Source organism: Streptomyces antnestii, from assembly GCF_004005495.1.
GTDB lineage: Bacteria > Actinomycetota > Actinomycetes > Streptomycetales > Streptomycetaceae > Streptomyces > Streptomyces antnestii.
In genome coordinates this window covers 105,174-123,873 of the sequence record NZ_RZYA01000009.1, presented here as the reverse complement: position 1 = coordinate 123,873, position 18,700 = coordinate 105,174, and the positions used below count along the sequence as shown (strand labels likewise).

General features: G+C 69.2%; 16 protein-coding genes. 12 read left to right on the top strand and 4 right to left on the bottom strand.

Going from position 1 to position 18,700, the window contains the following annotated elements:
• The first annotated feature begins 31 nt into the window (after window positions 1–31).
• Genes EOT10_RS20385 through EOT10_RS20365 form a run of 5 tightly spaced genes read left to right on the top strand, consistent with a single transcriptional unit; the run spans window position 32 to window position 5,422 of the window.
• Window positions 32–985, top strand: coding sequence for a succinylglutamate desuccinylase/aspartoacylase family protein (locus EOT10_RS20385; RefSeq protein ID WP_127829686.1), 954 nt, complete (start codon window positions 32–34; stop codon window positions 983–985).
• Complete coding sequence (locus EOT10_RS20380; protein ID WP_127829685.1) at window positions 982–2,442, top strand: aldehyde dehydrogenase family protein; 1,461 nt, start codon at window positions 982–984, stop codon at window positions 2,440–2,442. The genes EOT10_RS20385 and EOT10_RS20380 overlap by 4 nt, the downstream gene beginning before the upstream one ends.
• Window positions 2,439–3,377, top strand: coding sequence for an aldo/keto reductase (locus EOT10_RS20375; RefSeq protein WP_127829684.1), 939 nt, complete (start codon window positions 2,439–2,441; stop codon window positions 3,375–3,377). The genes EOT10_RS20380 and EOT10_RS20375 overlap by 4 nt, the downstream gene beginning before the upstream one ends.
• Window positions 3,378–3,431: 54 nt before the next feature.
• Window positions 3,432–4,097 carry a haloacid dehalogenase type II gene (locus EOT10_RS20370; RefSeq protein WP_127829683.1) on the top strand — a complete coding sequence of 222 codons (666 nt, stop codon included), beginning with the start codon at window positions 3,432–3,434 and terminating at the stop codon, window positions 4,095–4,097.
• Window positions 4,098–4,138: 41 nt separating this feature from the next.
• Window positions 4,139–5,422 carry an NAD(P)/FAD-dependent oxidoreductase gene (locus tag EOT10_RS20365; RefSeq protein WP_127829682.1) on the top strand — a complete coding sequence of 428 codons (1,284 nt, stop codon included), beginning with the start codon at window positions 4,139–4,141 and terminating at the stop codon, window positions 5,420–5,422.
• Window positions 5,423–5,570: 148 nt separating this feature from the next.
• On the opposite strand, the gene EOT10_RS20360 is transcribed toward EOT10_RS20365, so the two are convergent.
• The 4 genes from EOT10_RS20360 to EOT10_RS20345 all read right to left on the bottom strand — a co-directional run bounded on the left by EOT10_RS20360 (window position 5,571) and on the right by EOT10_RS20345 (window position 11,010).
• A complete protein-coding gene (locus EOT10_RS20360) occupies window positions 5,571–7,226 on the bottom strand; it encodes a dipeptide ABC transporter ATP-binding protein (protein WP_127829681.1) in 1,656 nt (551 codons plus the stop codon).
• Window positions 7,223–8,215, bottom strand: coding sequence for an ABC transporter permease (locus tag EOT10_RS20355; RefSeq protein WP_127829680.1), 993 nt, complete (start codon window positions 8,213–8,215; stop codon window positions 7,223–7,225). Before EOT10_RS20355 ends, EOT10_RS20360 begins: the two co-directional genes overlap by 4 nt.
• Before the next feature lie 12 nt (window positions 8,216–8,227).
• On the bottom strand, window positions 8,228–10,018 hold the full coding sequence (locus tag EOT10_RS20350; RefSeq protein WP_127829679.1) for an ABC transporter substrate-binding protein: 1,791 nt from the start codon (window positions 10,016–10,018) through the stop codon (window positions 8,228–8,230).
• 65 nt (window positions 10,019–10,083) lie between these two features.
• Window positions 10,084–11,010: an ABC transporter permease gene (locus EOT10_RS20345; protein WP_127829678.1), complete on the bottom strand. Its 927-nt coding sequence runs from the start codon at window positions 11,008–11,010 to the stop codon at window positions 10,084–10,086.
• 842 nt (window positions 11,011–11,852) lie between these two features.
• On the opposite strand from EOT10_RS20345, the gene EOT10_RS20340 reads away from it, so the two are divergent.
• The 7 genes from EOT10_RS20340 (at window position 11,853) to EOT10_RS20310 (ending at window position 18,555) form a co-directional block, all read left to right on the top strand.
• The gene (locus EOT10_RS20340) at window positions 11,853–12,680 is read left to right on the top strand and encodes an FAD binding domain-containing protein (RefSeq protein ID WP_127829677.1); all 828 of its coding nucleotides are present in this window, start codon (window positions 11,853–11,855) and stop codon (window positions 12,678–12,680) included.
• Window positions 12,677–15,394 carry a molybdopterin-dependent oxidoreductase gene (locus EOT10_RS20335; RefSeq protein WP_127829676.1) on the top strand — a complete coding sequence of 906 codons (2,718 nt, stop codon included), beginning with the start codon at window positions 12,677–12,679 and terminating at the stop codon, window positions 15,392–15,394. Before EOT10_RS20340 ends, EOT10_RS20335 begins: the two co-directional genes overlap by 4 nt.
• A gap of 6 nt (window positions 15,395–15,400) precedes the next feature.
• Window positions 15,401–16,375 carry an antibiotic biosynthesis monooxygenase gene (locus EOT10_RS20330; RefSeq protein WP_127829675.1) on the top strand — a complete coding sequence of 325 codons (975 nt, stop codon included), beginning with the start codon at window positions 15,401–15,403 and terminating at the stop codon, window positions 16,373–16,375.
• A gap of 216 nt (window positions 16,376–16,591) precedes the next feature.
• Window positions 16,592–17,020, top strand: coding sequence for an aspartate 1-decarboxylase (gene panD, locus EOT10_RS20325; RefSeq protein ID WP_127829674.1), 429 nt, complete (start codon window positions 16,592–16,594; stop codon window positions 17,018–17,020).
• Window positions 17,021–17,048: 28 nt separating this feature from the next.
• The gene (locus tag EOT10_RS20320; RefSeq protein ID WP_127829673.1) at window positions 17,049–17,405 is read left to right on the top strand and encodes a GNAT family N-acetyltransferase; all 357 of its coding nucleotides are present in this window, start codon (window positions 17,049–17,051) and stop codon (window positions 17,403–17,405) included.
• A gap of 4 nt (window positions 17,406–17,409) precedes the next feature.
• The gene (locus EOT10_RS20315) at window positions 17,410–18,060 is read left to right on the top strand and encodes an aspartate/glutamate racemase family protein (protein WP_127829672.1); all 651 of its coding nucleotides are present in this window, start codon (window positions 17,410–17,412) and stop codon (window positions 18,058–18,060) included.
• A 39-nt stretch (window positions 18,061–18,099) separates the two neighbouring features.
• Complete coding sequence (locus EOT10_RS20310) at window positions 18,100–18,555, top strand: nitroreductase family deazaflavin-dependent oxidoreductase (protein WP_127829671.1); 456 nt, start codon at window positions 18,100–18,102, stop codon at window positions 18,553–18,555.
• Window positions 18,556–18,700: the final 145 nt, after the last annotated feature.

The window sequence follows — 18,700 nt, the reverse complement described above, 5'->3', positions numbered from 1 at the left end:
TGCGACACACGCTTTCGAAAGGAATCCCCTGATGTACTCCATCGGTCCGCTGACCGTCGCCCCCGGCGAGCGCGCCCAGGGCCTCATCCCGGTCGGCACCAGCAGCTACGGCGTGGAGCTCGGCATACCGGTCATCGTGGTCAACGGTGCCCAGGACGGCCCGGTGCTGTGCGTGGACGCGGGCGTGCACGGCGACGAGTACGACGGCCAGGAGGCCATCCGCCGCGTCCTCGCCGAGACCGACCCGGCCACCCTGCGCGGCACCGTCGTCGGCATTCCCTGCATGAACACCCCCGCCTTCGAGGCCGCCGCCCGCACCAGCGGCCTGGACCACCTGAACCTCAACCGCATCTTCCCCGGCGACGCGGACGGCTCGTACTCGCTGCGCCTGGCCGCCACCTTCGTCGAGCAGGTCGTCCCGGTCATCGACGCGCTGGTGGACCTGCACACCGGCGGAACCTTCGGCGAGATCGCCCCTCTCGCCATCCTCCAGGGCGGCTACGAGGACCTGGCCACCGACCTCGCCCTCGCGGCCGGTCACGAGCTGGTCTGGAAGGGCGGCAAGTGGGGCGGTACGGTGCGCCACCCCACGCTCGCGGCGGGCAAGCCCGCCATCACCATCGAGGCGGGCGGCGGCACGTACCGCGAGGCCAACGTCGAGCTGCACATCGCCTCGATCCGCAACATCATGCGGCAGCTCGGCATGATCGACGGCGAGGCGAAGCTGCGCGACAGCTACACGACGGTCTCCGGCACCTTCGCCCGTTCCGCCGCCGGCGGCTTCTTCCTCGGGCATGCCGAGCCGGGGGAGAACTGCAAGGAAGGCGATCTGATCGCCCACATCGTCGACCACTACGGCAACACGCTGGAGGAGGTCCGGGCTCCGCAGGACGGCGTCGTTCTCTGGGTCCGCCGTATCCGCACCGTCCGCCCCGGCGACGAGGTCGTCATCTTCGGCGAGGTGCAGGGGGAGATCCAGCCGTGACCGCCGAACTGCAGCTGACCGAGCTGCTGGTCGACGGCAAGCAGGTCCCGGCCGCCGACGGCCGCACCTTCACCGTCCTCGACCCGTCGGACGGGACGGCCATCGCCCAGGTGGCGCTCGCCGGCGCGGCGGACGTGGACCAGGCGGTGGCGGCGGCCAGGGCGGCCTTCACGGCACCGGAGTGGGCCCGGATGCGCGCCGCCGACCGGGGCAGGCTGCTGCATCGCATCGCCGACGCGATCCGCCACCAGGGCGAACGGCTGGCCCGGCTGGAGAGCCAGGACACCGGCAAGCCGCTCAGCCAGGCCAAGGCCGACGTCGAAGCCGCCGCCCGTTACTTCGAGTTCTACGCGGGCTTCGCCGACAAGCTCGGCGGAACCACGATCCCCCTCGGTCCCGGCCTGATCGACTACACGGTCCGTGAGCCGATCGGCGTCTCCGGGCAGATCATCCCGTTCAACTACCCGCTGCAGAACACCGCGCGTGGCTCCGCCCCGGCGCTGGCCGCGGGCTGCACGGTGGTGCTCAAACCGTCGCCCGAGGCGCCGCTCACCCCGCTGGAGATCGGCAGGATCGCTCTGGAGTGCGGGCTTCCGCCCGGGGTGTTGAATGTCGTCCCCGGTGGCGTAGAGACGGGCGCCGCCCTCGCCGGGCACCCGGACATCGACCAGGTCACCTTCACCGGCTCGGTGCCGACCGGCATCAAGGTCGCTCAGGCGGCCGCAGCCAACGTGGTGCCGTCCGTGACCGAGCTGGGCGGAAAGTCGCCGATCGTCGTCTTCGCCGACGCCGACTTCGACCTGGCGCTGACCGCGATCCTCGGCGCGTCGTTCAGTAACGCCGGGCAGATGTGCTCGGCCGGAACCCGGCTGCTCCTGCAGCGCGGCGCCGACCGGTTCCTGGACCGGCTGGTCGAGAAGATCGCCACCCTGCGCGTCGGCCCCGGCCTGACGGACCCCGACATCGGCCCGCTGGTCGCCGCCCGGCAGCGCGACCGGGTGCTGGGTTACCTGGACCTGGCCCGGCAGGAGGGCGCGACGGTCCGCGCCGGCGGCGGCGCCCCGTCCGCCCCCGACCTGGCAGACGGTTACTACGTCGAGCCGACCGTCCTGACCGGCCTGACGAACGACGCCCGCTGCGCTCGCGAGGAGATCTTCGGCCCGGTCGTCACCGTCATCGACTTCGACGACGCGGACCAGGCACTGGAGATCGCCAACGACAGTCCGTACGGCCTCTCCTCCTACATCTGGACCCGTGACATCGACAAGGCGATGCGCATGGCCGAGGGCATCAGGGCCGGCCAGGTGTACGTGAACGCCACCGGCGTCGGCACCGGCGTCGAGCTCCCCTTCGGCGGCTACAAGCACAGCGGCTGGGGCAGGGAGAAGGGCCTCGAAGCCCTTGCGAGCTACACGCAGACCAAGAACGTCTGCATCGGATTCGGGAACCGGTCATGAGATACCGCAAGCTCGGTGAACGCGGACCGACGGTCTCCGTCGTCGGCGTCGGCGGCAACAACTTCGGCTCCCGGCTCGACGACGACGGCACGAAGGCCGTCGTCCACGCGGCCCTCGACGCGGGGATCACCCTGTTCGACACTGCCGACATGTACGGAGGGTTCGGTGACTCGGGCGGCTCGCGCGGTGACAGCGAACGGCTGCTGGGCGCGGCGCTGAAGAGCAGGCGTGACGAGGTCGTGCTGGCCACCAAGTTCGGCATGGAGATGGGGGCGGAGGCCGACCGCCACGGCCCACGCGGTGCACGCCCCTACATCCGGTATGCCGTCGAGGCGTCGCTCCGCAGGCTCGGCACCGACCGGATCGACCTGTACCAGTACCACGAGCCGGACGGCGTCACCCCGCTGGAGGAGACGGTCGCGGCGCTGCTGGAGCTGGTGGACGAGGGCAAGATCGGCCACATCGGCTGCTCCAATCTGCCGGCCGGGGAGATCACGGACGCCTTCGTGTCCACCCAGGCCCGGTACCACCTGCTCGACCGAAGCGTGGAGGACGACCTGATCCCGGCCTGTCTGCGCCACGGCCTCGGCCTGTTGCCGTACTATCCGCTGGCCAATGGACTGCTCAGCGGCAAGTACCGGCGCGGGGAGCGGCCCCCGGCCGGCAGCCGGTTGTCCTGGCGTGAGGGCTGGCTCACCGACGCGGCCCTCGACCGGGTGGAGGCGCTGACCGCGTACGCCGCGGAACGCGGCCTGACCCTCCTCCAGGTCGCGGTGGGCGGACTGGCCGCCCTTCCCGCCGTCGGCTCGGTCATCTGCGGCGCCATGACTCCCGTACAGGTCACCGCCAACGCGGCGGCGGCCGACTGGATCCCCGACACGGCCGACATGGCCGCACTCGACGCCATCGTCACCCCCGGCGAACGCGTCGTCTGAAGCGCTTTGTCACCCCAACCCCCGTTCAAAAGACGTGAATCGAGGCTGAACACCATGCGAGAGATAGTCACCTTCGACGCCTACGGCACTTTGATCGACTTCCAGCTCGGCCCCACGACCCTGAAGGTTCTCTCCGACCGGCTGGACCTGGACGGACTGGACGTCGGCGAGTTTCTCGACGACTTCCGCGTCATGCGCTTCCAGGCCGTCCTCGAGGCGTACCGCCCCTACCACGAGATCCTGCACTCCAGCCTGCGCATGGCCATGCGTCTGCACGGCCTAGAGTACCGCACGTCCGACGGGGACGCCCTCGTCGAGGCCGTCCCCGCCTTCGGCCCTTTCCCGGAGGTCCCGGACGCCCTGCGGGCGCTGAAGTCCCGATACGAGATCGCCATCATCACCAACAGTGACGACAACCTGATCGCGCGGAACGTCGAGAACATCGGTGTCGAGTTCGACCACGTCATCACCGCCCAGCAGGCCGGCGCGTACAAGCCGGACCGCCAGACCTTCGAGCACGCCTTCAAGACCATCGGCGTCGAACCGTCACAGGTCATCCACACCGCGCAGGGCTGGGAGTACGACCACATCCCGACCCGAGACCTCGGCCTGAAGCGCCGGGTGTGGATCAACCGCTACGGCCGTCGGGGCAGCGCGGACTACCAGCCCTACGACGAGTTGCCCGACCTGTCGGGCCTGCCCGCACTGCTCGGCTGCTGAACCAGGGCGACACAGGACAGAGAACACAGAGGACGCACGCCATGAAGCAGATCCCCTACTGGCTCGACACCGCTCCAGCCCTGCCCGACCGGTCCGGAAAGGACCTGCCCGACGAGGCGGACGTGGTGGTCATCGGCGGCGGCCTCACCGGCCTGTCCACCGCCTACCACGCCGCCAGCAAAGGCGCCCGGGTCGTCCTCGTCGAGAAGGACAAGGTCGGCTCGGGCGCCTCCGGTCGCAACGGCAGCATGTGCACCCAGGGCATCACCATCGGGGTCGGCGAGGCCCGTAAGCGCTTCGGCCAGGAGCGCGCCCGCGAGCTGTACGACGCGTTCCGCGAGGCGGTCGACGTCGTCGAGGAGCTCACCCACACCGAGAAGATCGACTGCGACTTCAACCGCTCGGGACGCCTCGGAGTCGCCTTCAAGCCCCAGCACTTCGAGTCGATGAAGGCCACCCAGCGCGACCTGGCCGAGAACTTCGACCACCAGACCCGACTCCTGACCCGCAGCGAGCTGAAGTCCGAACTGGGCTCGGACTACTACCACGGCGCCCTGCTGGACCCGTTGAGCGCCGGACTTCACGTGGGCAAGTACGTCCACGGCCTTGCCGAGGCCGCCGAACGCGCCGGCGCCGAGATCCACGAACGCAACGCGGCCACGGGTCTCACCCGCATTCCGGGTGGCGGCTTCCTGGTCGAGACACTGCACGGCACGATCCGCGCCAAGCAGGTCATGGCGGCCACGGACGCCTACACGGACAAGGCGATGCCGTGGTTCCGCAAGCGGCTGATCAACGTCGGCAGCTTCATCATCGTCACCGAGCCGCTCGGCGAGGCCCGCGCCAAGGAGCTGATCCCGAACGCCCGCCTGGTGGTCGACTCGAAGAACATCGGCCACTACGTCCGCCTCACCCCCGACAACCGCCTCGCCTTCGGCGGCCGGGCCCGCTTCGCGCCCTCCAACCCGGCCTCCGACGTCAAGAGCGGGGACGTCCTCAAGCGGGAGATGACCGAGATCTTCCCGCAACTGGCCGGGGTGCGGGTCGACTACGTGTGGGGCGGCATGGTCGGCTTCTCCTGGGACCGACTCCCGCACGCGGGCGAGCTCGACGGCCTGTACTACTCGATGGGCTACTGCGGCCACGGCGTGCAGATGGCCACGTACATGGGCCGGGCGGTCGCCGAGATGATGGACGGCAGGCCGGAGGCCAACCCGCTGCGCGGCCTCGGCTTCCCCAAGGTCCCCGTCCCCTTCTACAACGGCACAGCCTGGTTCCTGCCGTTCGGCGGCGCCTACTACAAGGCCAAGGATCGACTGCACTGAGCCGATGGTGCGGTGGTGATGCGGAGGCTTGCCGCGAAGTGGCCACGGCAAGCCCCCGCCGTTCCTGCGAGTCCCAGGGGCGGGCGACTCGGCCCAGGAGGGTCCACCACCCCACCCCACCTGACACCCCGTCCTCACGCACGCCCGGTCACAGAACCGCCGCCAGCAGTTCCTTGGTGTACGGCGTGCTCGGTGCGTCGAAGACCGTGTCCCGTAGGCCCACCTCCACCAGCTCGCCCGCCTTCAGGACCGCGATCCGATCGCAGAAGTGCCGTACCACCGCCAGGTCGTGGGAGATGAAGAGGAGCGACAGGTCGAGTTCCTCGCGCAGGTCCATGAGGAGGTTCAGGACCTGCGCCTGAACGGAGACGTCCAGCGCGGAGACCGGTTCGTCGGCGATGATCAGGCGGGGTTGTACGGCCAACGCTCGTGCGATCCCGATGCGTTGACGCTGGCCGCCGGAGAACTCGTGCGGATGGCGGGAGAGGTGCGACGCGGACAGACCCACCTGTTCGAGGAGTTCCGCCGCGCGCTTCCTGCGCCGCGCCGCGTCCAGGTCGGTGTGGATACGCAACGGCGTCGTGACGATCTGCTCCACCGTGTGGCGTGGGTTCAGTGACGCGTACGGGTCCTGGAAGACCAGCTGGACGTACCGGCTCAGCTCGCGGCGCAGACGCGTGCTCGTCGCCGCACCCGAGATGTCCCTGCCGTCGAAGCGGACCTCCCCGCTCGTGGGGCGGCGCAGGCCGGCCAGGACTCGGGCGATGGTGGACTTGCCCGAGCCGGACTCGCCGACCAGGCCCAGGGTCTCGCCGCGCGCCACGTGCAGGCTCACGCCCTTGACCGCGGGGTGGGGGCGGGCGCGACGGCGGCCCGGGTAGTCCACTCGGAGATCGCGCACTTCGGCCAGGACGCCGCGGTCGCGGTCGGGGGCCGTACGGAGGCGGGCCTTCGTCCTTGGCTTCGGCTTCGGGTCGTCGACCGTGGGGAGGCGGGTGCCGGGCGGGGTGTTCAGGGTGGGGGCGGCTCCGATCAGGGCTCGGGTGTAGGGGTGGGTGGGAGAGGTCAGGAGGCGCTTCGTGGGCCCCTCCTCCAGGGCTTCGCCGTCGCGCAGCACCAGCGTGCGGTGACACGTCGCCGCCACCACGCCCACGTCGTGCGTGATGAGGAGCATGGCCGTGCCGGTCTCCGACTGGAGTTCGCGGATCAGGTCGAGGACCTGGTGCTGGACTCGGGCGTCCAGCGCCGTGGTCGGTTCGTCGGCGATCAGGACGTCCGGATGGTTGATCAACGCCATGGCGATGACCGCCCGTTGGCGCATGCCGCCCGAGAGGTGGTGGGGGTGGTCCGAGGCTCGTGCGGCCGCGATGCCCACCCGTTCCAGCATCGCCGCCGCCCGCTCCAGCGCCTCCTTGCGGCCCGTCTTCGGGTGGTGGATGCGGTACGCCTCCGCGATCTGGGCGCCGATGGTGTGGTACGGCGAGAGCGCGTCCAGGGCGTCCTGGAAGACCATCGCGACTCGGGATCCCCTGATCCTCTTGAGGGCTGATTCCGGCGCGTCCACCAACTCGGTTCCAGCGTCGCCCAGTTGAATGCTCCCCTCGACACGGGTGCGCGCCGGGTCGTGGAGGCCCAGGGACGCCAGGCCGATCGTCGACTTGCCCGAGCCCGATTCCCCCACCAGGCCGAGCACTTCACCCGGTGCCACGTCGAAGGAGACGCCCCGGACGGCCGGTACCGGGCCGCGTGCGGTGCCGAAGGTGACCGTCAAGTCACGGACACGCAAGGCGGGTCGAGCACTCATGCAAACCTCACTCGGGGATCCAGCCAGGCCACCACCAGGTCGGCCACGGCCACGAACACGACGACGAAGAACGCGGCGAGGAGCACGGTGCCGACGACTGTGGGCAGGTCGTTGCCGTTCACCGCGTCGACGGCCAGCTTGCCGACGCCGCCGAGCCCGAACACGGTCTCCGTGATGAACGCGCCCCCCAGCAGCGCACCGACCTCCAGGCCGAGCAGTTGCACCAGCGGGCCGGCCGCTCCGCGGGCGGTGTACTTCAGATGGGTGCGCAGGGTGCCCAGACCCTTCGCGCGGGCCGTGCGGACGTACCCGTGGTGCATGGTCTCCAGCATCTGCGAGCGGGTGAGGCGCGCGTACACGGCCGCGTTGACGAAGCCCAGCACCAGCCAGGGCAGCAGCAGGCCCAGGGCCCACTGGGCGGGCTGGGTGGTGAAGGGGACGTATCGCGGGGGCGCGAACAGGCCCGTGGAGTAGACGAGCAGGAGCTGGAGCACGTAGCCGAGGAAGTAGATCTGGACGCTGGCGCCCAGCAGGTTGAAGCCGGACAGCAGACGGTCGGTCGCCCTGCCCCGGCGCAGCGCCGCCGCCAGGCCCGAGCCGACGCCGAGGACGAGGATCACCGCGAGGGCACCGACCGCGATGGAGACGGTCACCGGGAGGCGGTCCTCGATGGCGGCGAGCACGGGCTGGTGAAGGCTGTAGGAGTAGCCGAGGCAGGGGGCCGGGCAGGGGATCGGGGTGCCGTCGACGTCCGCGATGGTGCGGCCGGTGACGATGCCGCCGACGTAGTCGGTGAACTGGGAGACGATCGGCTGGTCGAGTCCCATGCTCGTGCGGACGGCCGCGAGCTGTGCGGAGGTGCACTTGGGGCCGCAGGCGATCAGAGCCGGATCGGAGGGGGCGGCGTAGAAGAGCCCGAAGGCAGTGGCGCTGATCGCGAGGAGCACCGCCACTGCCTGCGCGACTCTTTTGATGAGGTATCGGGTCATGGTCGCAGGAGGTCAGGAGTTCTTGACGTACACGTTGGCCAGGGCCGGGACGCCGTAGATCGGGTGGGTGGCGGCGCCGCCGATCTTCTCGCCGCGGAACTGGGAGATGCTCTTGTAGAGGAAGGGCACCAGGGGAACGTCCTTCATGACCGTCTCCTCCAGACCGATCAGCTCCTCAGCCTTCTTCTGGGCGTCACCGATCTTCGCGATGCGGGACAGCTCCTTGTCCACCTGCGGGTTGCTGTAGCGGGTGTTGTTGGACACCGCGTCCAGGTGGCTCTCGTAGCCGAGGGGGAGCAGGGTCGACGGGGTGGGCCAGTCCACGGAGTTGGTGGACAGGAACAGGTCGTACGGGCTGTCCTCGCCGCCGAAGATCTGGTCGTTGAACGCGCCGGGCTGAAGGCCCTTCACGACGAGCTTGATGCCGGCCTTGGCGAAGGCGTCGGCGAGGACCTGTGCGACCTGGTCGTCCTGCGGGCTCTCGGTGGGGTACGCGTACGTCAGCTTGGTCACCTTCGTCTTCGCCTTGGCCAGGTGTTCCTTGGCCTTGGCGATGTCGCCGGTGGGGGCGACGGGGTAGAGGTCGTACTTCTTCCAGCCGACGACGGCCGGCGAGGAGAGGGTGGTCGCGAAGTCGCCGGCGTAGCGGCCGCCGAGGACCTGGCGGGCCTGCTCGCGCGGGAAGAGGTAGTGGATGGCCTTGCGGACCTCGGGATCGGTGACCCGGTCGTTCCTGATGTACAGGTCCTGGGTGTAGGCGCCCTGACTGCCCGAGACGACCAGCTTCCGCTTGGCGGGGTCGCGTTCGACCGTCGAGATCAGCTCCGGCGGCAGCTTGTCCTTGGTGGTGAGCGTGGTCGCGCCGGTGCCCTGGCCGTTGAACACCTCCTGCGCGGTGTTGAGGGCGGCCTTGCCGAAGGTGAACTCGAAGCGGTCCGGGTAGGCGTGCCGGATCGAGTCCGTCTCCGGCTTCCAGTACGGGTTGCGCTCCAGGGTGAGGCTCTTGTTCAGCTTGTGCTCGACGATCTTGTACGGCCCGGTGGCGAAGGGCTTCACGTCGTAGCCGGTGCCCGTGTCCTTGTCCTTGCGGACCGGCGAGGAGGAGGACTGGGAGGCCATGTACGGCACGTCGGACTGCGGCTGGGGGAAGTGGAAGACGATGGTCCTGTCGTCGGGCGTCTCGATGGCCTCGAGGTCGCCGTCCTTCTTGGGGCCGCCGTACTTCTTCACCGCCTCGGTGAGGTCCTTGGTGCCGGTGAGCCACGGCTGCCAGTAGGTGGGGCCGACCTCGAAGCCGGGAGCGAAGGTGCGCTCGATGCCGTACTTGACCTGCTGCGCGGTGACGGGCTTGCCGTCCTCCCAGGCGATGCCGTTCTTCAGGTGGTACGTCCAGGTGCGGCCGCCGTCGGAGGAGGTGCCGGTGTCGGTGGAGAGGTCACCGACCAACCGGGGCCTGCCGTGGATGATCTGATACTGCGTCAGCTGCCTGCCCCACAGCAGCGAGGTGCTGTATCTCTCGCCGGCGTAGATCTTCTGCGGATCGAGGTGGGGGAAGTCGGCCTCGTTGGCGACGTTGACGGTGCCGCCCTTGCGCGCGCCGGGGATCTCGGGGGCGGGGCCCTGGCTGTCCTTCGCGGTGCCGAGGGTGGCGGTCAGCCGTTGGCCGCTCTTGGCCGCGGTGCTGTTCCTGGCCTTGTCCGCGCCCGTGTTCGCACCCGCGCCCGCGGAGCAGGAGCACAGCAGTAGGGCGGCGGCGGTGGCCAGAGCCGGGACGGCTGTGGCGCGCGGGGTGAATACGGGCATGACGAACTCCGTTACCTGGTGCGGGTGTTGCTGGTGAGGGTGAGGGTGAGTGGTGCTGCGGGGGCTCAGCGGACGGTGTGCGGGTCGAGCGCGTCCCGTACGGCGTCGCCGAGCAGGTTGAAGGCCAGTACGAAGACGAGCAGTGAGGCGCCGGGGAACACCATGTAGGTGGGGTCGTCGTAGAAGACGTCGGAGCCCCGGGAGATCATGCGGCCCCAGTCGGGGATGGGTTCGTTGATGCCGACGCCCAGGAAGGACAGCGCGGCCTCGGTGGTGACCATCGCGGGCACGGCGAGGGTGAGGTGCACCAGGACCGGCGCCCAGACGTTCGGCAGTAGTTCACGGAAGACGATGTGCCGCCGGCTCGCCCCGAGAGCCCGGGCCGCCTCGACGAACTCCCGCTCGCGCAGGGACCGTACGACGGTGCGCAGCACCATCGCGAGCGGCACCCAGCCGAAGGCGGAGAAGACGAGGATGAGGACGGCGAACTGCATCCAGGCCGGTTCGTCCTCGCCGGGCCCGACGAAGCGGGTCTGGATGACCGGGCCCAGCGTGATCAGGAACAGCAGGGCCGGGAAGGCGAGCAGGACGTTGCAGACGAAGGTGAACGCCCTGTCGACGAGGGCGCTGAGATAGCCGACGGTGACGCCGACGACCACGCCGATGACGGCGACGACAGCGGCCGAGGCGAGGGCGATCAGCAGCGACGTGCGCATGCCGTAGAGGAGCTGGGTGAGGACGTCACGGCCGAGGCCGGGCTCGATGCCGAACCAATGCTGGGCGGAGACACCGCCGTTGGGCAGCAGGGGCAGGCCTTCCGGGCTCAGCAGGCCGGTCTCGTTCTGGCCGTAGTGCTCGGTGGGGTTCTTGCCGTAGAGGGCGGCGACGAGGGGTGCGGCGGCGGAGAGAAGCAGGAAGAACCCGACGACGCCGAGCGAGACGATTCCGAACCGGTCGCGCCGGAACGCGTGTGCCACCGATACCGCTGCCATGCCGCCGCACTCCCGACTTGCCTCGGCCGCTCCAGCTGTGGAGGAGCGCCCTGGATCACGCCGGAGACGGGGTCTCCGCTCCGGACGCCGGACATTAGATCGGAAGATCGCCAGGCCTGCAATACGGCAAATCCCAAGGTTGACATGCTCGTTGACCTTGGATTGCGAAGATGTTTCAGGGTTCGCATTGTCGCAACAGTAGAACTCTCAAATCGCTACGAATGGCCCGAACCGGGGAGACGAGTGTCATAGGCTCCGACCGAGGGACCGCGGCTGTGGGGCAACGGCGAACCGCGTCAGCAGGCCGACCCCGGTTGGTGAACCGCCGGGACGCAGGCTCCCCCGGTTATATGGCGGGAACGTTACAGAAATCCCGCAGGGGCGACTGAAGTTGACCCGCGGCTTTCGATATCCATACGATCACCGTGTCGGACCCCTTGAAATGCAGGTGGAGGCAGCGGTGAATCACTCTTGTCGAGTGCTCTGCTGTCACGCTTGCGTGGAGTGTCCCCGCGTTTGACCGGTGAATTCCGGCTGTCTGCGCTGACACCGCCGGTCACACACTCACCCACTGTTCGGGATTGACCTGGGACATGGCCGCCCGACGAACACCGGGGTGACTGTCCGGGTGGGGCCGGCTGCTCTCGGCCCTCGGCCGGGCTCTCACCCGTATCCTGCGATAAGCTGGCATAAAAGTATCCGGGCCCGCCGGTCCCTCGCGGCTCAGCCGCCCGAACGGTGCGGGATGGCGGCCAACACCTGCTCGATCAGCAGGAAATCTACTCCAACAGTGCCAGGGGACAGTTGTCTTCCCGTATTCCGTTCCCCCTAGGTCGGCATTCATGGACCTCAACACCATCACCGAAGTAGTCCGGCGACCGTCCGAGCGGCCAGGCGTGGACTGGCACGAGGGTGACGCCTGGCTCGCAGGCGGAACATGGCTCTATTCCACGGAGCAGCCGGACCTGCGACGGCTGATCGACCTGACGGCGTTGCGTTGGGAGCCTCTTGTCCCGATGGACAAGGGCCTGGAGATCAGCGCCACATGCACTATTCGCGACCTGTACGCCTTCCCATGGCCGGAGGACTGGACCGCCGGAATTCTTTTCCGGAAGAGCTGTGAGGCATTCCTTTCCTCGTTCAAGGTCTGGAACGCGGCGACTGTCGGCGGAAATATCTGCATGTCCTTGCCCGCCGGCCCGATGATCACCCTGACGGTCGCGTTGGAGGCGCAGTACGAACTGTGGGCGCCCGATGGCTCCGTGCGCTTCGTCGACGCCCTCGACTTCGTCACGGGCGACCACCGCAACGTTCTCGCCCCCGGGGAGATCCTCCGACGCATCACCATTCCGGAGCACGCGCTGCGCAAACGCACCGCGCACCGTCGCTTCACGCTGACCCGGCTCGGCCGTTCGACGGTGTTCCTCGTCGGCACGCAACGGCTGGGAGCGAACGACCTGTTGCTCACCATCACCGCCGGCACCACGCGGCCGGTCCGCATCGCCTTCGACTCCCTGCCCGATGTCCGAACCCTGCGGCAGAGCATCGACGCCGTGCCGGCCGACGTCTGGTTCGCCGATCCCAACGGAACCCCTGACCACCGGCGGCATCTGACACGGCATTTCGCCGAAGAGATCTGCCGCGAACTCGCGGCTGGGGACCTGGCATGAGCTACCTCGTGAACGGCAAAGAATTCGACCGGGAGCCGGCCCCCGGCCAGTGCCTGCGCACCTTCCTGCGCGAACTCGGCCACTTCGGCGTCAAGAAGGGGTGCGACGCGGGCGACTGCGGCGCCTGCACGGTGTGGCTGGACGGCGCACCGGTACACAGCTGCATCACCCCGGCGTTCCGCGCGGACGGCCGCGAGGTGACGACGATCGAGGGCCTTGGACGGCCCGGCGCCCTGCATCCGATGCAGCGGCAGTTCGAGGACGCCCCTGGCTTCCAGTGCGGTTTCTGCACCGCAGGGATGATCATGACGTCGGCGACCTTCACCGAGGATCAGAAGGCGGATCTGCCACGGGCGTTGAAGGGCAACCTCTGCCGCTGCACCGGATACCGGGCGATCGAGGACGCCGTGAAGGGCGTCAGCGCGGTGGAGACGGCAGCGCCGGGCAAGGCCGTCGGGACGAGCGTCGGCGCGCCCGCCGGCCACGACGTGGTGACGGGTCACGCCGAGTTCACCATGGACACGCGGATCGACGGCATGCTGCACCTCAAGGTGCTGCACTCACCCCACGCGCGCGCCCGGATCCTCTCGATCGACAAGAGCGCCGCCCTCGCGGTGCCCGGCGTGCACCGGGTCTACACCTGGGAAGACGTCCCCCGCAGACGCTTCAGCACGGCGATCCACACCGACCACCTGGTCGACCCGGACGACACCTACGTCCTCGATGACACGGTCCGCTTCGCCGGCCAGCGTGTCGCCGCGGTCCTGGCCGACACGGTCGGGGCGGCCGAGGAGGGCTGCCGGCGTCTCGTGGTCGAGTACGAGGTGCTGCCGGCGGTGTTCGACCCCGACGCGGCGATGGCCGACGGCGCACCCCAGCTGCACGGCTCCGACGATCCGTTCGTCCGCGACCCCGTCCACAACATCCTCGTCGAACTCCACTCGCACATCGGCGAGGTCGACGCCGGATTCGCCGCGGCCGACGTGATCCACGAAGGCACGTACTTCTCACCGCGGGTGCAGCACGCGCATCTGGAGACTCACGGCTCGATCGCCTGGATGGAGGACGGCCGGCTGAACGTCCGCACCAGTTCGCAGTCACCGTCGATCGCGAAGGTCAAGCTGCAGCACCTGTTCGCGCTGCGCCCGGACCAGCTGAGGGTGTTCTGCAAACGCGTGGGCGGCGGATTCGGCGGCAAGCAGGAGGTGATCGCGGAGGACCTGGTCGCGCTCGCCACCCTGGACACCGGTCGGCCCAGCTGTCTCGAGTACACCCGTGAGGAGGAGTTCACCACGGCCTCGCCGCGGCATCCGATGACCCTGACGGTCAAACTCGGCGCGAAGGCCGACGGAACGCTCACCGCCTTCCAGGTACGCAACGTGTCGAACACCGGCGCCTACGGGAACCACGGCGGCGAAACGCTGTACGCGGGCGGAGCCGCCGTCATGATCTACCGCTGCCCCAACAAGAAGTACGACGCGTACTCCGTCTACACGAACACCGTGCCGAGCGGGGCGCTGCGAGGTTACGGGATGACGCAGCCGGCGTTCGCCGTGGAGTCGGCGATGGACGAACTGGCCCGCGCCCTTCACCTCGACCCGCTGGAACTGCGCCGGCGCAACATCGTTCGGCCGGGTGAGCCCCTGGTCGCGATGCACGACGGCCCCGACGACGTGATCTTCACCGAGGACGGACTCGCCAAGTGCATCGACCTGGTGGGCGACGCACTGGCCCGTACGGCCGACCGGCCGCCTCCCGGCCCGGAGTGGTTCGTCGGAACCGGCGTGGCGAGTTCCCTGCACGAGACCGCGCCCCCGACGGAACACCTCTCCGAGGCCTGGGTCACCCTGGGCGACGATCTCATCTATGAACTGGCCGTCGGGACCGCCGAGTTCGGGGAGGGAACCTCCACGGCCCATGTCCAGATCGCGGCCAACCAGCTGGGCACGACGCCGTCGCGGATCCGTCTGGTGCAGTCCGACACCGACCGCACGGGATTCGACACCGGTGCCTTCGCGAGTGCGGGTCTCTTCGTGGCGGGCAACGCGGTCCTGCGGGCGGCCAATGCCGTGCGCGACCGCATCCTGCACTTCGCCGCGGCGCACACCGGCGTCCATGTCGTGATGTGCACGATGGACGACGACGGTGTCGTCTGCGGCGACCGGCGGGTGTCGCTGGCCGAACTTGTCGCGCTGGCCCGGACGCGTGGAATCCGTTTCACCGCCGCACGCAAGGCATACGGCTCGCCCCGGAGCGTCACCTCGAACACGCAGGGGTTCCGGGTCGCCGTGCACCGCGTGACGGGTGAGATACGGATCCTGTACAGCGTGCAGGCCGCGGACGCCGGGGTAATCATCAACCCGGTGCAGGTCCGGGGACAGATTGAGGGCGGTGTCGCCCAGGGAATCGGCTTCGCGCTGACCGAGAACCATCACGTCGACGACAACGGCGTCATGGTCAATCCGAACCTCCGGAACTACCGCATCCCCGCCTACGCCGACATCCCCCGTACCGAGGTCCTCCTGGTGGACTCGGCGGATTCGGTGGGGCCCATGCGGGCGAAGGGGATGGCGGAGTGCTGCATCAACCCGGTGGCTCCCGCACTCGCGAACGCGGTGCATGACGCCACGGGCGTCCGCTACCGCGCACTGCCGCTGACTCCGGAACGCATTTACGGCCGACTCCCCGCGGAGCAGTCGGTGTCGGCGGGTTGAGCCACCATGAACACCGGAAAGAACGTAGCCGCCGCGGCGACGGCGATCATCGGCCAGAAGGTCCTGCCCGGGATGGACCGGGAGTTCGAGTCGTGGCAGGAGGACCTCAACGCCGCGGCCGCCTACTACCCGGGTTTCCTCGGCGCCGAGATCTCCCGGCCGACACCGCTGCAACCCGACTGGGTCGTCGTGTACCGGTTCGACTCGGTGGCGCATCTGCAGGCGTGGATCAACAGCGGGACCAGGCAGACGTATCTCGACGTCGGCGCCAAGTACTTCGACGGTCCGGCGACCCAGCAGGTGGTCAGCAGCGGCACCCAGTCACTGGATCCGCTGGTCACCGTGGTGGTCACCCACCGCGTCCACCCGAACCAGGTCGACGACTTCCTCGCCTGGCAGCACCACATGGTTCAGGAGGAGAGCAAGTTCGAGGGGTTTCGCGGGACCGAGCTCTTCCGCCCCATCGAGGGGCTCCAGGAGGAATGGACCACGCTGTACCGCTACGACACCGCCGAGCACCTCGACGCCTGGCTGACGTCGCCCCAACGGCAGGAAATCCTGGCCGAGGGCGAGAAGTTCAGCGACTTCAAGCTGCACACGATCGACAACTCGTTCGGCAGCTGGTTCGCCTTCGAAGGCAACGGCAAGGAGGCGCCGCCGCCGCCCTCCGAGACCAGGACCTCCCTCGCCATCTGGGTCGGCCTGTACCCGACTGTCGTGCTGCTGACGCTCGCCCTGTCCCCGTTGCACATGCCGCTCTGGATCGGCCTGCTCGTGGGCAACCTGCTGTCGAGTCTCATCATGAGTTTCCTGACCATGCCGTACTACGTGAACCCGCTGCTCGGGCGATGGCTGCGGCCACCCCCGAACGAACCGGCGGCAAGAACCAACCTCCGTGGCCTCGGTGTCGTCGCTGTGGTGATGGCCTTCTGGGCTGTCGTCTTCTACCTCGTCACGGTCCGGTTGTGGACGCTGCCCTGATCGGCGACCGCACGGACGGTCGTCGTCAGGGAGGGCCGTGTACAGGTGGGAATTGGCCTGTCTCTGGCATGGCATCAGGAAACTCGGCAATGGGTCGGTGTGAGTCCTGAAACACCCGGGGACAGCTGACCGAAGATGCGAAGCGTTGTAGTCTCCGGAGAACGCCCTTGACCTGCAAAAAAGCAGGCAGGGAGCAGAAGAATCGGGAGTTTCTCCGTGTTTCGTACAATGTTCAAATCCAAGATCCACCGTGCCACCGTGACCCAGGCCGACCTGCACTACGTCGGGTCCGTCACCATCGATCGTGATCTGCTGGACGCCGCCGATCTGCTGCCCGGTGAGCTCGTCCACATCGTCGACATCGACAACGGCGCCCGTCTGGAGACGTACGTCATCGAGGGGGAGCGGGGGAGCGGTGTCATCGGGATCAACGGTGCGGCCGCCCATCTCGTGCACCCCGGTGACCTGGTGATCATCATCAGTTACGCTCAGGTCGACGACGCCGAGGCGCGTGTCCTGGAGCCCAAGGTCGTGCACGTGGACCGGGAGAACAGGATCGTGGCCCTGGGCGCCGACCCGTCCGAGCCCGTGCCGGGCGGGGACGCGGAGCGCAGCCCCCAGGCGGTCGCGGCCGGCGCCGTCTGACCGTCCCGCGCAGACACGAGGAGAGCCCATGAGTGACATCGAGATCCGCGACGAGCGTGACAAGGGCCTCCTCGTGGCCCACGCGGCGGGTGAGCCCGAAGGGGCCGCCCTCGGATACGTCCAGTACTTCGTCCTCGACGCGCCCGAGGCCGCCCTCGTGCCGGTGCACACCATCGTGGAGCCCGAGAACGAGGGCCGGGGCATCGCGGGGTCTCTGGCCCGCGAGCTGTACGCCATGGCGGCCCGCGAGGGCGTCGCCGTAGCACCCCTGTGCCCGTTCGTCTCGAAGTGGGCCGCACGGCACCCGGGCGAGGCGCCCGTCGCCTCGCCCGAGCTGATGAAGGCCGCGAAGCTGGCGCTCGCCGCCGACCCGGCCAAGTGGTGACCGCATGACACTCGCGTTGCTGCACACCTCCCCGGCCCACATTCCCGTCTTCGACGCGCTGCGGGACACCGACCACCCCGGGCTCGTCCTGCGCCACTTCGTGGACGAGGGCCTCCTCGAACGGGCGCGGGCCGAGGGGCCCGACGCCGTCACCGAAGACGTGCGTGCCCACCTCGCCGCCGCGGCGGCCGAAGGGGCGGGCTCCGTTCTCTGCACCTGCTCGACCATCGGCGCCGTCGCCGAGGCGCAGTCCGCCGCCGTCGGCGTCCCCGTCCTGCGCGTGGACCGGCCCATGGCCGCCGCCGCCGTCGCCGCAGGGCGGAACGTGGCCGTGGTCGCCACCGTGGCCAGCACCCTGGCGCCCACCGTCGCCCTCGTCGAGGAGGAGGCGGCCCGCGCCGGCCGGCCGGTCGAGGTGACCACCCTGTTCGTCGAGGGTGCCTGGGACCGCTTCCAGGCCGGTGACCTCGACGGCAGCGCGGACCTGGTGGCCACCGCGGTGGACGCCCTGGACGGCGTCGACGCCGTCGTGCTCGCCCAGGCGTCCATGGCGCCCGCCGCCGAACGGACCACCACGCACGTCCCCGTACTCTCCAGCCCCCGCCCCGGTCTGCGGGCGGCGGTTCGCAACACGGCCTACGCTGAGTCGAGTTGATCCGGCGAACCGCGTGACCGAGGGAGCGAGGAGAGCGAGATGGCCCAGGACGACAACGGCACCGGCACCGGCACCGTGATCAGCCCCACGAGCTGGGTGGCCGACCAGGCCCGCCTCTACGAGGAGTCCGGCGGCACCGAGGGCACCACCATGCAGGGCGCGCCCTGTCTGCTGCTCGACTACCGGGGGCGCCGCACGGGCCAGTGGCGGCGCACCGTCCTGATCTACGACCGCGACGGCGACGACTACCTGATCGTCGCCTCGTACGGCGGCTCCGACCGGCACCCCCAGTGGTACCTGAACATCCAGGCCGACCCGGAGGTCCGGCTGCGCGTCGGGACGGAGCGGTTCGCCGCCCGCGCCGAGACCCTGTCGCCGCAGGAGAAGGCCAGGGTGTGGCCCCATCTGGTGGAGCTCTTCGCCCCGTACGAGGGGTACCAGAAGACGACCGAGCGGGACATTCCCGTCGTACGCCTCACCCGTATCGAGGGCTGAGCGCCGGGCGGGTCGGGGACGGTCGGGGAATGGACCCGGCGGGCGTGGGCACGCGTGCCGGTAGACAGTGGCAGGGGCCGGTTCACGCCCCGCCGGAGCGCGGCCGGCCTCCGACCCTCTGGAGGAACGAACCGATGACTCACCC